Annotated in this window: 17 protein-coding genes; 11 read left to right on the top strand and 6 right to left on the bottom strand. The window is 65.4% G+C overall.

Annotated features, from left to right (window positions below; all coding sequences use genetic code 11):
* Positions 1 to 8: 8 nt before the first annotated feature.
* From RND64_RS22600 to RND64_RS22610, 3 genes are all read left to right on the top strand, one after another.
* On the top strand, positions 9 to 584 hold the full coding sequence (locus tag RND64_RS22600) for a TerD family protein (protein ID WP_049699260.1): 576 nt from the start codon (positions 9 to 11) through the stop codon (positions 582 to 584).
* Between the two features lie 125 nt (positions 585 to 709).
* Positions 710 to 1,870, top strand: coding sequence for a DUF475 domain-containing protein (locus RND64_RS22605; RefSeq protein WP_049699259.1), 1,161 nt, complete (start codon positions 710 to 712; stop codon positions 1,868 to 1,870).
* Entirely contained in the window at positions 1,800 to 2,408 is a 609-nt protein-coding gene (locus tag RND64_RS22610; RefSeq protein ID WP_049699258.1) for a TerD family protein, read from the top strand. The genes RND64_RS22605 and RND64_RS22610 overlap by 71 nt, the downstream gene beginning before the upstream one ends.
* 95 nt (positions 2,409 to 2,503) lie before the next feature.
* Here RND64_RS22610 and RND64_RS22615 read toward each other — a convergent pair whose 3' ends face one another.
* The 3 genes from RND64_RS22615 to RND64_RS22625 are packed head-to-tail and all read right to left on the bottom strand — an operon-like array spanning position 2,504 to position 4,603.
* Entirely contained in the window at positions 2,504 to 3,268 is a 765-nt protein-coding gene (locus RND64_RS22615) for an AIM24 family protein (RefSeq protein ID WP_049699257.1), read from the bottom strand.
* The gene (locus RND64_RS22620) at positions 3,265 to 3,975 is read right to left on the bottom strand and encodes an AIM24 family protein (protein WP_049699256.1); all 711 of its coding nucleotides are present in this window, start codon (positions 3,973 to 3,975) and stop codon (positions 3,265 to 3,267) included. Before RND64_RS22620 ends, RND64_RS22615 begins: the two co-directional genes overlap by 4 nt.
* A 7-nt stretch (positions 3,976 to 3,982) precedes the next feature.
* Complete coding sequence (locus RND64_RS22625) at positions 3,983 to 4,603, bottom strand: AIM24 family protein (protein ID WP_049699468.1); 621 nt, start codon at positions 4,601 to 4,603, stop codon at positions 3,983 to 3,985.
* 127 nt (positions 4,604 to 4,730) lie between these two features.
* On the opposite strand from RND64_RS22625, the gene RND64_RS22630 reads away from it, so the two are divergent.
* The 6 genes from RND64_RS22630 to RND64_RS22655 are packed head-to-tail and all read left to right on the top strand — an operon-like array spanning position 4,731 to position 11,556.
* Entirely contained in the window at positions 4,731 to 5,834 is a 1,104-nt protein-coding gene (locus tag RND64_RS22630) for a hypothetical protein (protein WP_049699467.1), read from the top strand.
* The gene (locus RND64_RS22635; RefSeq protein ID WP_049699255.1) at positions 5,831 to 7,033 is read left to right on the top strand and encodes an HpcH/HpaI aldolase/citrate lyase family protein; all 1,203 of its coding nucleotides are present in this window, start codon (positions 5,831 to 5,833) and stop codon (positions 7,031 to 7,033) included. The genes RND64_RS22630 and RND64_RS22635 overlap by 4 nt, the downstream gene beginning before the upstream one ends.
* The gene (locus tag RND64_RS22640) at positions 7,030 to 8,355 is read left to right on the top strand and encodes a phosphoribosyltransferase family protein (RefSeq protein ID WP_049699254.1); all 1,326 of its coding nucleotides are present in this window, start codon (positions 7,030 to 7,032) and stop codon (positions 8,353 to 8,355) included. The genes RND64_RS22635 and RND64_RS22640 overlap by 4 nt, the downstream gene beginning before the upstream one ends.
* Positions 8,352 to 9,494, top strand: coding sequence for a cysteine protease StiP family protein (locus tag RND64_RS22645; RefSeq protein ID WP_049699466.1), 1,143 nt, complete (start codon positions 8,352 to 8,354; stop codon positions 9,492 to 9,494). The genes RND64_RS22640 and RND64_RS22645 overlap by 4 nt, the downstream gene beginning before the upstream one ends.
* Positions 9,491 to 10,330 (top strand): hypothetical protein, encoded by an 840-nt coding sequence (locus tag RND64_RS22650; RefSeq protein WP_049699253.1) that lies wholly within the window; start codon positions 9,491 to 9,493, stop codon positions 10,328 to 10,330. The genes RND64_RS22645 and RND64_RS22650 overlap by 4 nt, the downstream gene beginning before the upstream one ends.
* Positions 10,327 to 11,556, top strand: coding sequence for a TerD family protein (locus RND64_RS22655; protein ID WP_152930081.1), 1,230 nt, complete (start codon positions 10,327 to 10,329; stop codon positions 11,554 to 11,556). Before RND64_RS22650 ends, RND64_RS22655 begins: the two co-directional genes overlap by 4 nt.
* A gap of 22 nt (positions 11,557 to 11,578) precedes the next feature.
* Here the strand turns inward: RND64_RS22655 and RND64_RS22660 are convergent, their stop codons facing one another.
* Positions 11,579 to 12,070 (bottom strand): LURP-one-related/scramblase family protein, encoded by a 492-nt coding sequence (locus tag RND64_RS22660; RefSeq protein ID WP_270486431.1) that lies wholly within the window; start codon positions 12,068 to 12,070, stop codon positions 11,579 to 11,581.
* Positions 12,071 to 12,265: 195 nt separating this feature from the next.
* Here RND64_RS22660 and RND64_RS22665 point away from each other — a divergent pair, with 195 nt between their 5' ends.
* Entirely contained in the window at positions 12,266 to 12,640 is a 375-nt protein-coding gene (locus tag RND64_RS22665; protein WP_049699251.1) for a YidH family protein, read from the top strand.
* Entirely contained in the window at positions 12,637 to 12,975 is a 339-nt protein-coding gene (locus RND64_RS22670) for a DUF202 domain-containing protein (RefSeq protein ID WP_049699250.1), read from the top strand. The genes RND64_RS22665 and RND64_RS22670 overlap by 4 nt, the downstream gene beginning before the upstream one ends.
* Positions 12,976 to 13,089: 114 nt before the next feature.
* Here RND64_RS22670 and RND64_RS22675 read toward each other — a convergent pair whose 3' ends face one another.
* Both RND64_RS22675 and RND64_RS22680 read right to left on the bottom strand, forming a co-directional pair.
* Positions 13,090 to 13,827: a DUF429 domain-containing protein gene (locus tag RND64_RS22675; RefSeq protein ID WP_049699249.1), complete on the bottom strand. Its 738-nt coding sequence runs from the start codon at positions 13,825 to 13,827 to the stop codon at positions 13,090 to 13,092.
* A 2-nt stretch (positions 13,828 to 13,829) separates the two neighbouring features.
* Positions 13,830 to 15,131, bottom strand: a complete 1,302-nt coding sequence (locus tag RND64_RS22680; protein WP_049699248.1) for a TrpB-like pyridoxal phosphate-dependent enzyme — start codon at positions 15,129 to 15,131, stop codon at positions 13,830 to 13,832.
* Positions 15,132 to 15,162: the final 31 nt, after the last annotated feature.

Below are 15,162 nucleotides of genomic sequence, written 5' to 3' on the forward strand. Positions count from 1 at the left end.
CACGAAACATGGGCGTCAGCCTGAGCAAGGGTGGAAACGTATCGCTGACCAAGGAGGCTCCCGGCCTCACGGCTGTCGCAGTCGGCCTCGGCTGGGATGCGCGGACCACCACCGGTGTCGAGTTCGACCTCGACGCCAGCGCAATCGCGTGCGGTACCGACAAGCGGGTGCTCTCCGACCAGCACTTCGTGTTCTTCAACAACCTCCGCTCGCCGGAGGGCTCCATCGAACACGCCGGCGACAACACGACCGGTGAGGGTGACGGCGACGACGAGGTCATCAACGTCGACCTCGCGGGCACCCCTCCCAACATCGATTCCATCGTCTTCCCGGTCTCGATCTACGACGCCGACTCGCGCGGTCAGTCGTTCGGTCAGGTTCGCAACGCCTACATCCGCGTCGTCAATCGCGCCAACGGCTCCGAGATCGCCCGCTACGACCTGTCCGAGGACGCGTCGACCGAGACCGCGATGGTCTTCGGAGAGCTGTACCGCAGCGGTGCCGACTGGAAGTTCCGCGCCGTCGGCCAGGGCTACGCGTCCGGCCTCGCGGGTATCGCCCGCGACTTCGGCGTCAACGTCTGATCCACGTCGCTACGATGCCGCGCCTGACATTCGCAGGCGCGGCATCTGGCTTGTTTGACCGCGTGAGCCCGGCATCGGGACACGTGGTCTCCCTACTTCGGTGATGCAAGAAAGGCCGCTCCACCGTGATCTTCCGAATATTCGGGCTGTCCATCGCCATCACGATCGCCTCGCTGGTGGTCGCATTCATCTATGGCGGCCCCACCGCCCTGTTCCTCACACTCATCCTCGGCATCCTCGAGGTGTCGCTCTCCTTCGACAACGCGGTCATCAACGCGACCGTGCTGCGACGCATGAGCGCGTTCTGGCAGAAGATCTTCTTGACCATCGGTGTGCTGATCGCGGTCTTCGGCATGCGGCTGGTCTTTCCGCTCGTGATCGTCTGGTTGAGCGCCAAGCTGAATCCCGTCGAGGCGCTGCGTCTCGCGCTCAACCCGCCGACCGACGGCTCTCCGACCTACGAGCAGATCATCACCGACGCGCACCCGCAGATCGCGGCGTTCGGTGGCATGTTCCTGCTGATGCTGTTCCTCGGCTTCGTCTTCGAGGAGAAGGAGATCCACTGGCTGCGGTGGATCGAGCGACCGCTCGAGCGCATCGGCAGGCTCGACCAACTCTCCGTTGTCGTCGCTGTGGCCGTCCTCGTCATCACCGCTGAATGGATCGCACCCGACGACGAGCGCTCGACGGTGCTCTTCGCCGGCGTACTGGGTATGACCACCTACATCCTGGTCAACGGGCTCGGCGAACTGTTCAACACCCCAGAAGAGCTCGAAGAAGGCGCCGAATCGGAATCGCTGCCTCGCTCGGGCCCCAGCGAACTCGCCAAGGCGACAGGCAAAGCAGGCTTCTTCCTGTTCCTCTACCTCGAGGTGCTCGACGCGTCGTTCTCGTTCGACGGCGTCATCGGAGCATTCGCCATCACCGCCGACCCGATCATCATCGCGTTGGGCCTCGGCTTCATCGGCGCGATGTTCGTACGTTCGCTGACCGTCTTCCTTGTTCGCAAGGGCACGCTCAGCGAGTACGTCTACCTCGAGCACGGCGCTCACTGGGCGATCGGCGCACTGGCGCTGATCCTCATGTACTCGATCGGCACCCACGTCCCCGAAGTGGTCACTGGCCTTGTCGGCGTCGTACTCATCATCGCGGCTTTGGTCTCCAGCATCATTCGACGCCGCAACCACCCCGAAGACACCCCGGAAGGAAAATCCGATGGCGATCAACATGAACAAGGTGACACTGAGCAAATCGACCCCGACGATCTCGCTCGCCAAAAGGGGTGACGGCCAGGGAAACATGCGCGTCAACCTCAACTGGGACCAGGGGTCCGGTGGAGGTAGATTCTTCAAGCGCTCCTCGGGCATCGACCTCGACCTCGGGGCCATGTATGAGCTCGCCGATGGCAGTAGGGGCGTCGTGCAGGCGCTGGGCAATTCGTTCGGCTCGCTCGATCGCGCGCCCTATATCTTGCTCGACGGCGATGATCGCAGTGGAAGCAGCACCGGCGGCGAGAATCTGCACATCAACCTCTCCGACATCGGACGCTTCCGTCGGGTCCTGATCTTCGCCTACATCTACGAGGGCACCCCGAACTGGTCGTCGGCCAATGGCGTCGTGACACTGTTCCCGAGTTCGGGGCCGCAGGTCGAGGTTCGCCTGGATTCAGCAGACGACCGCGCGGTCTCCTGTGCCATCGCAATGCTCACCAGCAATGGCAACGAGCTCAGCGTCAGCCGCGAGGTTCGCTACATCCAAGGCGCGCAGCGGCACATCGACGAGGCCTACGGCTTCGGGATGAACTGGACAGCGGGCCGCAAGTAGCGCGTACGACGAAACCGCAGAACCCGGTTACGACGACATTCGTTGTCGTAACCGGGTTCTCGTGGTTCATGTGGCAGCTCTGACAGCGCCACGCCTCAGCCCTGCTGCTGCCCCAACTGCCGGGAAACCTCCTGGTTGATCTGCTGCAGACCCGGCACCGAGAGTCCGGACAACTGTCCTTGAATGGTGCGGACGATGGAGAAGTCGCTGCGAACCTTCTCGCTCGACTGCACGAGAACCGTTCCGCTGCCGGTGAAGTCGAACTGCTTTTCCTCACCCGACTGCACACCCATCCGGTGAGCGGTTGCCGCGATGAGGTCGGTGACCCACGACTGGTCGTAGTGGTGACTCGGTGACGGGCAATCCGCCCAGCCCACAAGCGCTTCCGGGTCGACCCGCACCGGGGGTTCGACGAACATGACCGGGCCGTTCGACGATGCGAGGAACTTTCCCGTGCCGAGCAGGGTGAGGAAGCCGGGCACGATCGACTGTTTCAACGAGAGTTGCGGTTGGAACGCAAGGAGATTCGCGGCTCTGATCGTCAGGTTGCCGTCTTCGAGGTCGTAGGAGTTGATGTTGTAGCCACGGTCTCCGATGATCAGCTTCCCGTGTCCCTCGGCCACCACGAAATCGCCGAGATACAAAGGCGCAGAGAACTGTTGGGCCACCATCTTGAGGAGCTGACCGTTCAACCCGTGCTGCAACGAGCTGAACTTCATCTGCCCGTAGAACGCGATCATCGCGCCCTTCGACATGAACCACGGGGAGTTGAGCTCGATGCAGAACGAGTAGTCGTTGCCCTCGATGTTGTCGTCGACCGGCAGCGACATCGGATTCCACACGGTGTTGAGTGCGCTCACAGCTTCTCCTCCGACGCCTGTACGTACACGGTTCCATGACCCGCACACTGCAACTGCATTGCTTCGCCACCGGTTCGGCCGACGTTGCGCCAACTCACGTTCGACGTCAGCGTGGTGGTCACCTGCCCCGCTGCCGCGACATACGCCTGGGGATCGACGGTGACGGGCGGTCGGTCGGGGGCGACACCGAGTTCGAAGACTCCGCCGTGGCCGAGAATCACCACCTGCCCCTGACCGGACAGCTGAGTGGTGAACATGCCCTGCCCAGTGACCGCGCCCGCAGCGGCGGACCGAAGCGATCCGAACAGTCCGCCACCACCGCCTCCACCGCCGCCGCCCTGCGCGGTCACCGACACCACAGACGCCTGCAGGCCGGACGTGTAGGCCAGCGTGCGCGACGCTTCGACCCGGATCAGGCCGCCGACCCTGCCGACGTCGACGATCTCTACCTCGATGCCCCGGAACCCGAAGTGCACGACCCCGTGTCCGGTGGCGAGCAGCGTCGACTCGTGTTCGCCTGCGAGTCGCTGCCCGATGGCACCTCCGATTCCCGACATCCCACCAGAGCCCGCTCCCATACCGGCGATCTGATGCGGCTGAAACCGGACGTCGCCCGTGTAGAACAACATCGCGCCCCTGCGAGCGACCACCGGTCCGGACTGCGCGACGTCGACCGACACGACCTTGCTGTTGACCTTGGTGAACACGTTTCGCCTACCGTTCCGCCGGCTGGATCGACACCACGCCGGTTCCGTCCCAACGCAGCGAGAATGCCTCGCCACTGCCCTGTCCGACGGCCGAACGCCACGACACATCGGTCACGAACGACTGCGAGAGTGCACCGCGCGCACAGACGAACGCGTCGGGGTCGACGATCAGCGGGTACTGCGGCGAGACCTCGAGGTGAATCAGCGGCCCACCGTGCGACACGATGCCCACCTGCCCGTGCCCGCTGACCGTCGTGGTGAACAGTCCTTGACCGGCTGTCGCGCCCTGCATGCCCGCGAACGTGACGTTGGTCTGAAGGTTGCCGTTGAGCACCATCAGTTGCTGCGACTCCACCTGAAGCGTTTCACCGTTGAGCTCGATGATCGTCGTCTCGGCGGCGTTGTGCGCGAAGTAGACGACGCCGGTACCGCCGGCCTCCATGAGTGACAGCGATTCGCCGGTTGCGCGACGCTTGATCCCGGCGACGAGTCCGTCGCCGCCACCGAACCCCGCGGACTTGAAACTGACCTGGCCCTCGAAGGCGACCATCGAACCGGAAAGCGCGCGAACCGAGGTGTTGTTCAGACGCGCCTCGATCACCCGCTTGGATCGCTGTACCAGTTGCACGTTCATCCTCTCGTCGTACCCTGACGAAACTAGTCGATAGCATCAGACGGTGGGCAGTAGGTTCTGGCGACGGGGAGAGCGTGGCAGCTCAGGTGTGCCCGCCGACACCGCTGCGTCCGTCCAACAGATGACCACGGCCTTCCTGGACTCCGAACAGACCTTGAGCAGCATAGACGGTGCGGTCGCAACGGCTCAGGAGCTCGACCCTCGGTCGCGGCTGCGGGGGGAGTGGAATGCGTTGCGAGAGCGCTACTCCCAAGCAACTGACGGCTATCTCAACCTCTCGAATGCACCACGACCGACGCCGAGCGAACTCGCGCGGTGCACAGAAGCGTTGCGGTCACTCCAAGGCGAGATGCAGCGTTTCGCCGACGCGAACGCCACCGAACTCGGCCGTGCGGCGCGCACCGTCGACGAAGTCGCATCGCTCGAACATCGGGCTCAGGTCGCGGCGACGCAGGTGCGCGGCACACTCGCGCAGGCACCAGCGAACCTGACGACGCTGCGGAGCGTCCGCGTGGCCGCCGAGAGGTTCGACGCCGCGCTGGCCGAACAGCGGGCGGCAACGGGTCTGCTCGACAGACGGGCGACCGCTCAACGCGTGCTCGCCGCGCGCCAATCGCTCGACGACGCGCTCGCCGATGCGCCGTCACTCACCGAGCGCGGCCAGCGGGTCATCCGCTCGGTCGACACACGCCGCAGCGGGATCATGACTCGTGCCGAGCGCATGCCGGGCGAACTCTCGACCCTCCGCAGAGAGTTCAGCCTCGAGTGTTCGCTCGATCTGCAAGACAATCAGGAGGTGTTCTCGCGGTTTCTCGCCGCCGCCGATGGCCGATTGGCGCAGGCCCGCTCCCACCTTTCCGACGCCCCTGACCTCGCCATCAGCGAGGCCGAAGCCGCCCGCGACGAACTCGATGGCGCAGAACAGGCCGTGGATGCGGTCGCCGAGAGGCTGCGCGGTCTGCGCGAGGTGCGCGCCGACCCCGGCGCTCTCGAACAGCGCGTGCGATTCCGCCTGCGAGACGCTCAACACTTCGCCGTCGACAACGCTCTGGTTGACGAATGGGGCTCAGTGCTCGATGCTCAGGCCGACCGAATTGTCCGTTCACGGAGTGCCCTCGATCGGGTACATCCGGACTACTGGACGTATTCAACAGAGCTGACAGCAATTGAGCGCCGCATCGTCGAGATCGTCGAGCGGATGAGGGGGCAGGTGGCCAGGCGATGACACTCACAACCGATGCGCCCAGTGCGAGTCGGGCAGGCAACGGCGCCAGGCACTTTCGTCACCTACCTGAGTCGACGCGGGAACGGTTGTTCGTCGCGCAGCCATCGCCGGTCTCTACGTCATGGTCGACCGACCGCCTCGCGATCGCGCTCGGGGCCACCCTCTACGTACCTGCGACGCGTCCCGACCTCGCCGAGGTGATCACCCGCCGGCACGCCGACGGTGTCGTGTCGATGGTCATCGACCTCGAAGACGCTGTCGCCGACGGTGACCAGGCCACCGCCATCGAGAGCGCCGTCGACGCACTACGCCGACTCGATTCGACCGCCGCGGCAGAGATGATGCTGTTCGTTCGCGTCCGTTCGGCCGATCAGATCGCGACCATCAGCGAGGCGATCGGCTCGTCCGACTCGCTCATGGGATTCGTGCTGCCGAAGTTCGACGCCGAGAACGCGCACGAGTTCTTGATTGCGGTGCGGGACGCCGGTATTCGTGCCGGTAGGCACTTCTGGGCCATGCCGGTACTCGAATCCGCGGGGATCGTTCACCGCGAGAGTCGCGAACACCACCTGTCGGTGATCGGCGAGGCTGTCGACGAGCACCGGTCCCGAGTGCTCGCCATTCGCATCGGCGCCACGGACATGTGCGGACTGTTCGGCATCCGCCGCGATCGCGACCTGACCATCTACGACGTCCGCGTTGCCGCAGACGCAATAGCGTCCATCATCAATCGGTTGGGGCGATGTGACTCCTCGGGGCACGTCATCACCGGACCGGTGTGGGAGTACTTCGCCGATCACGAGCGCCTGTTCAAACCGGCACTCCGGCAAACGCCGTTCCAGGAACAGGGCGCCGTGTGGTTCCGCAGCCAGTTGGTTCGCAGAGATCTCGACGGATTGCTGCGGGAGATCGCACTCGACCGCGCGAACGGGATGCAGGGCAAGACTGTCATCCATCCGAGCCATGCCGCCGCGGTGCACGCACTCAGCGCGGTGACCCACGAGGAGTACCACGACGCGCTCGACGTACTCGCCTCCGACACCGGCGGCGTGCAGGCATCGACGTATCGGAACAAGATGAACGAACGTAAGCCACACCGGAATTGGGCGTCGCGGGTGATCGACAGGGCAGCCGTGTTCGGGGTCACCCACCCCGGCGTCGGCTTCGTCGACCTCCTCACCGCGATGGATCTCTCGTGACAGCTACCGGTTCCCCCGCAGCACACGTCGTCGACTCCGCGGACACGTCGAGCTGGGTCGCCGACACCTTCGGGGTGAGGATCGCAGACACCACTGTCGACCCTCGATCCGACTGGAGCATGGACGAACTCGTCGTCCTCGGACTGCGCCGCAATCGCAGGCGCGCACACCTGCTCGTGTCGACTGTTCTCGGCAAGCACATCCCCACCCCTCCAGAACGCGTCCGACGGGCCGCAGACGACCTCGCAGCGCTCATCCGTGATCGCATCGGCGCCGACGCGGCTGACAAGTCGACGGTCCTCGGGTTCGCGGAGACGGCAACGGGCTTGGGCCACTCCGTCTTCCATGGGCTCACCGCTCACGCGTATCTGCACTCCACTCGTCGACGCCCACCGGGAGCGCTCACCGTCGGGTCGTTCGAAGAGGGCCACTCGCACGCGACAACTCATCTGTTGCAGCCGAGTTCGATCGAGTTGCTGTCCGCCAACCCCGACAGTCCGTTGATCCTCGTCGACGACGAGATCTCTACCGGGACAACCGCGTTGCGCGCCATCACCGCGATACACGAGATCACCGGCAGACGTGACTATGTGGTCGCTTCGCTCGTCGACCTGCGATCACCCGAACATCTTTCAGCTACAGCCGATTTCGCGTCCAACAATGGCGTCCGAATCGAGTACGTGTCGCTTGCGCAGGGCAGCATCAACCTTCCGGAAGGGCTCACCGACGCGGTGTGGGAGTCACCCTCGACGCAACTCAACCCGATCGGCGTCCGGGGTGAGGTCACCACGGTGGCACTACCGTGGCCCGCCGATGTGCCCGAGGGCGGACGCCATGGCTTCCTACATTCGGACACAACGGGATTCACCAACGCTGTCGACGAAGCGGTGGCGACACTGCTGCCAGAACTCGAGTCGTCGACAAGCACTGTGGTGGTTGGCCACGAGGAGCTGATGTATCTGCCGCTCTGCATCGCCGAGGGGCTTGCACATGCCGGCATCCCCACGACGTTCCAGACCACCACGCGCTCACCCGCATTCGTCCGCGACGTCGACGGCTACCCGCTGCGCCGCGGCCTGACCTTTACCGCGCCCGAACACGACCCCGGTACACCGCGATTCGTCTACAACCTGCTCGACCCAGACGGCTCGCCCGACCTTCCGCGGATCGTGTTGATCATCGACGACCCCGCCGACACCCCCGACCTGACGGCACCGGGTGGGGTCCTCGATGTGATGACCGCGGCAGGCCACGACGTCGTCGTCGCGAAAGTTACTGCCACCGGCCAATGCGCGCTGCGCGACGCACGGAGCGACTCGTGACAGCTCAGCGACTCACCCCACCGCAAGCGCGGAACTCCGAGCTACGCGGACCGGACTTCGGTTCGTACGCACCCGATGAGGTGACCTGGCTCCTGAAAGACCTCTCGCATATCGAACTCGAGGCCGACCTGGCGGTCCGAGAGCGCCGAATCCAGGCGGGCACAGCGCATTACGCGGAGTCGTTGCCCATCGAGTATCAGCCGGGAGCCGCATACCAGCAGTTGTTTGCCGACACCCTCGACGACTCGGCGCAGCGCCTCGCGCACGCTGTCGGCGTCGTCGGAGAGCTCATCGTTGCCGAGCGACATCGCGAGCCGACGCTGGTGTCGCTCGCGCGGGCAGGCACGCCCATCGGAATCCTGCTGAGACGCTGGTTGCGCCATGTTCATGGCTGGGCCGCACCGCATTACACGATCTCGATAGTTCGCGACCGCGGCATCGACACGGTCGCCCTCGACCACATCACCGACCGCCACGACCCCACATCCGTGGTGTTCATCGATGGGTGGACAGGCAAGGGCGCGATCCAGCGCGAGCTGACGGCCGCGCTCGACGCCTACGCTCGAGACGGTGGGCCACGCCTCGCCGACGAACTCGCCGTTCTCGCCGACCCCGGCTTCGCCACCACCACCTTCGGTACGCGCGACGACTTCCTCATCGCCTCGGCGTGCTTGAATTCGACCGTCTCCGGGCTGATTTCACGAACGGTCCTCAACGCCGACCACATCGGCCACGGCGAGTTCCACGGCGCCAAGTTCTATCGCCACCTCGCCGAACACGACATGTCGAACCACTTCCTCGACGTCGTGTCCGCGCAGTTCGACGTGGTGCGCGACGCCGTCGCCTCGCACGTCTCGGCTCTGGATGCCGCCGATCGCACGCCGACCTGGGCGGGCTGGGAATCCGTGGAGGCAATCCGCGCAGAGTACGGACTCTCGTCGGTGAACTTCGTCAAGCCCGGTGTCGGGGAGACCACACGGGTACTGCTGCGGCGCGTACCGTGGCGCGTTCTTGTGCGAGACAACGACCTACCCGAGCATCGACACATTCGAATCCTCGCCGCCGAGCGCGGAGTACCCGTCGAAGTGCGCGCCGACCTCGCGTACTCCTGCATGGGTTTGATCAAGGAGGACTCGTGACCGGATTGGTGGCGAGCGATCTGGACCGTACGCTGATCTATTCGCGTGACGCCATGGGAGAGAATCAGTTCCGCGATACGTCGCCGGTGTGCGTCGAGATCTACCGCGACGCTCCGCTCTCGTACATGACGAGTTCGGCGATCGCGCTTCTCACCGATCTTCGTGCGCACGCACCCTTCGTTCCGGTGACTACACGGACTCCCGAGCAGTTCGGCCGTGTCCAGCTCCCGGGAGGAACACCTCACTACAGTGTCGTCAGCAGCGGCGGCCGCATCCTCGTCGACGGTGTCGACGACCACAGGTGGCGAAGCGGCGTCGAACGTGCCGTTGCCGCTGGTTCTGCGCCGCTCGATGAAGTTGTTGCGCGATTGGCCGTTGTGGCAGAAGAGGATTGGGTGAGCACGCTGCGTACCGCCGACGACCTGTTCTGCTACCTGGTCGTCGACACCAAGCGCCAGCCTGAGCACTTTCTGCCCGAGTGGGAGCGGTGGTGTGCCCGGCACGGGTGGGTCGCCTCCCAGCAGGGTCGCAAGATCTACGCCGTGCCCGAGGCGGTCACCAAATCCGCTGCCGTCGAGGAGGTATGCCGACGCTGCGTCGACGATGGTCTGTTGTCAGCTGGCGACCCGGTCTTCGCCGCGGGCGACGGCAGGCTCGACGTCGACCTACTGGAGTTTGCCCATGCCGGTATCCGGCCCGCTCACGGCGAGTTGGCCGAGTTGGATTGGCAGCATCCGACGGTGACCGTCACGGCACAGTCGGGTGCGCTGGCAGGTGAAGAGATACTCGAATGGTTACTCGACGCAGTGACCCGACAAGCAAGGACGGCGATATGACGACAGTGTTGTCGAAAGGCCAGAACGCACCGCTACCTGCGGGCGAGATCGCGATCTCCGTGGATGTTGCTGCGCCGGTTGATCTCTCGGCGCTGTTGGTCACTCCCGATATGCGCGTGCGCTCCGACGCCGACTTCGTCTTCTACAACCAGCCAACCGGAGCAGGCGTCACGCTTGCGCCCGCCACCGGCCGGCAGACGCTACGGATCACACCCGCCGCGGTGCCCGCCGAGATCCACGCGGTGCGCGCGGTGATCACACTCGACGACGCGTCGTCGTCCTTCGGTAGGACGCCACCGCCCATCGCGCGTGTCTTCGACGCCGCGGGCACCGAGCTGTTCTCGTTCACCATCCCCGACCTGAGCAGCGAGACCGTCGTGGTGGCAGTTGAGGTCTATCGCCGGGACACGGGGTGGAAGGTGCGCTCCATCGGCCAGGGCTACGCGGGCGGTTTCGCCGATCTCGTTCGGGATCACGGGGTTTCGGTCGACGACGCCCCCGCCGCTGCCGCGCCCGCTGCGCCCGCGCCTGCTCCGCCGGTGCCGCCTGCTCCGTCCGTGCCGCCGGCTCAGTTCACTCCTCCGCCGGCCCCACCGCAGGCGCAGCCCGCCCCACCACAGCAGCCTGCCGAGATCAGCCTGTCCAAGAACAAGCGCGTCAACCTGGCCAAGGGTCAGAAGGTGACGTTGCGCAAGGATGGCGGCGTCGCGCTCACCCAGGTCCGCATGGGACTCGGATGGGACCCGGTCAAGCAGCGTGGCTTCTTCGGCGGCGGGTCGCAGAGCATCGACCTCGACGCATCGGTGTTGATGTATTCGCGCGGTTCGCTCGCCGAGACCGTCTTCTTCGGCCATCTTCGGAGTCGGGACAACTCGATCGTCCACTCCGGTGACAACCTGACCGGGGCGGGCGAGGGCGACGACGAGGTGATCCGCGTGAACCTGCAGGCGATCCCACCGCAGATCGACAATCTCGCGTTCATCGTGACGTCGTACCGCGGGCAGACCTTCGAGGCGATCGACAACGCCTTCTGCCGACTCGTCGACGACACGACCGGCGCCGAGTTGGCGCGCTTCACGCTGCAGGGCGGGATGCCGTTCACCGGCGTCCTCATGGCTGTGATGTCGCGCAGCGGCGGGGACTGGAAGATGCGCGCCGTCGGCGACGGCTTCAAGGCCAAGACCCCGCGGGCCGCGGAGAAGTACCTCGGCCGGTACCTGGAGTAGGGCTGCGAGTAGGGCGCAGCGGTCACATCGTTGCCGCCGATGAGCTGGCGGCGTCGGCGCGAACGCGGTCGATGGCGACGACGAGCGAGATGATCATCGCTTCGAGCGCGTCGTCGAAGATGTCGACCTCGTAGGTGTCGCCCCAGCTGAGCCACTTCTTGCGAATACTGGCGACCCGCTGACCACTGCGCGACACGTCGAAGTTCATGTCCCACCAGTCACCGGAGACTTCCAGCGCAGCACCCTCGATGAAGTACTTCGGCTTGAAGCTGAACTCCTTGCGGATCGTCGCGACCTCGACGCCCTGCATCTCGACCGTGAACCGTGGCAGCAGACTGAACGCGGTCTTCGTGATCTCCGCGATCGGAGCGCCTGATCCGTCGGTCACGGTGAAGCGCTTCGGCACCCGCATGAAGCTGCCCTGCACGTAGTAGCGCGGTTGCTCGGACTCGCCGAACACCGTGAACTTCTCGCCGACCGAGAAGACCTTCTGCTTGATGTACAGCCTCGACACGATGCACCCTCTTCCGCCGTACCGCCCACCATAGCGACGCCCGAGAATGCCGAGTGGGCGCTTCGGAGCGTCGACTGGGCGCTCGAGAGTGTCGACTGGGCGCTTCTGAGCGTCGACTGGGCGCTCGAGAGTGTCGACTGGGCGCTTCTGAGCGTCGACTGTGCATAGGCCGACGCGATCAGCCACAGTGGAAAGGTGCCCGACAACGCCACGAACGAGTCATCCGTCGCGCCACCGCGCGAGCCCGATTACCGCTTCACGCTCGCAAATGAGCGCACGTTCCTCGCGTGGCAACGCACGGCCCTCGGACTCCTCGCCGCCGCGATCGCTGCGTTGCAGTTCCTGCCCGATCCGACGCACCCCGCGTTTCGGTACGGACTCGGACTGGCTCTCGGACTCCTCGCAATCGTCGTGTCCGCGGGCGGCCTCATCCGGTGGAAGCAGAACGACGACGCGATCCGACACGAGCGGCCACTGCCGAGAAGCTCACTGATTGCAGTGCTGGGTGTCGCATTGACGGTGATCGCAGCGGCAGCGGTCATCACCGCATTGATCGTCGCGCGGCCATGAGCGATCGGTCCGACCCCGCGATGCGCGCCGGATTGCAACCACAGCGCACCGACCTCGCATGGAGCAGAACGTCATTCGCGATTCTCGTCAACGGTCTTCTCGTCGCCGGTCGCGAGGTGTTGCGACCGAGTTCGTCTCCGACGCCGCTGATTTACGCGCTCTGTGCCGTCGCGGCCGTCGCCTCCGTCGTGGTTGACGTCATCGGACGTCGACGTCGGCGAGTGCTCGGCGAGCACTCCGCCCCGCTCCACCGCTCGGACACAGCGGCCATCATGACGACGGCTGTCGCGGTGCTGACGACGATCGTCGTGCTTCTCACCGCTGCGCTCGTATAGGAAGGGTCGACGGAGAGTCGGCCGCGAACTTCCGGTTGCCCAGACGCTCGGATTCCGCGCCTGTGGGCAACCGCAACCGAGGCTCCGACCTAGATACGACGACGCCCGCCCGGGTTATCGCAGGTCGTCGAGCGTGCCCGTCGGAACGTGAATCCAGCCCTCGCGGTGGGCGATCGGCAGGTCGTCCGCCGACGGAAGTCCAGTGCCCCCGAGACTTGCCGCACGGGCGATCAGTGCGGTGACGACGGCGTCGAATGCGTTGTCGTTGACGGCCATGAGTGCAGAGTGTGACTCCAGGTCGAGCCACGGTGCCGCCGCTCGCAGGTCGTCGACGAGCCCGGCCAGCACGGCGCGATGCGTCGAACGCTTGTATCCCCGCGACGTCAGTCCCCAATGATTCAGTGCGCCAGCGGGATACGCTTCGATGGCCCAGCCGTCGACCCGGTCCGACACACCGAGGTCGGCAAGCAGACCCGCGCAGCGGAACGCTACGTGCGCGATCTGATCCGCGGATACGCTGAGCGGTCGCCCGAGCCCGTGCTCGACGAGGTAGCGATCAGTGCGTCGGTATGCGAGAGGGCGACGTGACGCGATGTCGTCGAGCCGCGAATCCTTCGGCGTATCGCCCCGGTGGTGAGCGCTGACGAACTCGACGAAGGCGTCGGGCCACCCGAACGGCGAGTCGATGCCGCAGCGATCAGCGGCGTCGACGAGCGCACGGATCGTCGAATCGTCTGCGGGAGTGACCAATTCGCGGAGCACAGCCGAATACCCACCGTGTTCACGCCATTCGACGACGGCGACTGCGGTCGACGCGGGCGAGGCAGAGAGGTCGACGCCCGCGGTGATCACGCTCAGATCTTTCCGTCGAGGAACTCCGCGTAGGCAGGAAGGTCGAGTTGACCATGACCCGACAGACCGATCACGACGACCTGCTCGGCAGGATTGTCGGCGACGTGTTGGGCGCACGCGGCGATGGCGTGCGTCGACTCGGGCGCGGGCACGATGCCCTGCGTGCGCGCGAACTGCACGCCCGCGGCGAACGCGTCGTGCTGATCGATCGCCACTCCCTGCACCAGGCCCTGCTCGACGGTGTGGCTCAACGCGGGCGCCATGCCGTGGTAGCGCAGACCACCTGCGTGGATGGGGTCGGGCACGAAATCCATTCCGAGAGTGTGCATCTTGAGAAGTGGAGTCAGTCCCGCGACGTCGCCGTGGTCGTAGCGGTATTCGCCCTGCGTGATCGACGGGCACGCGGAGGGTTCCGCGGCGATCACCCTCGGGTTCGACCGACCGTGGATCTTCTCGCGCAGGAACGGGAACGACAGACCAGCCAGATTGGAACCGCCACCCGCACAACCGAATACGACGTCGGCACCACCGGGTTCGACGGCGACGAGCTGTTCGACAGCCTCCTGACCGATCACACTCTGGTGCAGCACAACGTGATTGAGCACGCTGCCGAGCGCGTACCGGGCGTCGGGGTCGTTGGCAGCGACCTCGACGGCCTCACTGACGGCCATCCCGAGACTGCCCGTGGTGTCGGGGGTCTTCGCGAGAATCGCGCGGCCCGACTCGGTCAGCGTCGACGGGCTCGAGTGAATCGTGCCGCCGTACGTGCGGATCAGATAGCCGCGGTAGGGCTTCGATTCGTAAGAGGCGCGCACCTGCCAGACCTCGACGTCGATGCCGAACTGTGCACCAGCGAACGCGAGCGCACTGCCCCACTGGCCGGCCCCGGTCTCGGTGGTGAGCTTCCGGACACCGTCGACGCTGTTGTAATACGCCTGCGCGACAGCGGAATTGGTCTTGTGCGAGCCGACGGGGCTGACGCCCTCGTACTTCACGTAGATTCGCGCGCCCGTGTTGAGTGACTCCTCGAAGCGTCGCGCACGGATGAGCGGCGATGGCCTCCACATCTTGTAGATCTCGCGCACCGGTTCGGGGATCTCGATGTACGGCTCGGTCGAGACCTCCTGCGCGATCAGTCCGCTCGGGAAGAGCGCGACCAGGTCGTCGGGTCCGACGGGCTCTTTGGTGCCCGGATGCAGGTGCGGCGGGATCGGCTCGGAGAGCTCGGCCGCGAGGTTGTACCAGTGCGTCGGCACGTCCACGGTGATGAGGTCCGGGTTGCTTGCGTCCACGTGCATCGTCATGCGGACACTCTAGTCCGCGTGCGGGCCGCGC

This window comes from Gordonia sp. w5E2 (assembly GCF_036540975.1).
GTDB classification, from domain to species: domain Bacteria; phylum Actinomycetota; class Actinomycetes; order Mycobacteriales; family Mycobacteriaceae; genus Gordonia; species Gordonia jacobaea.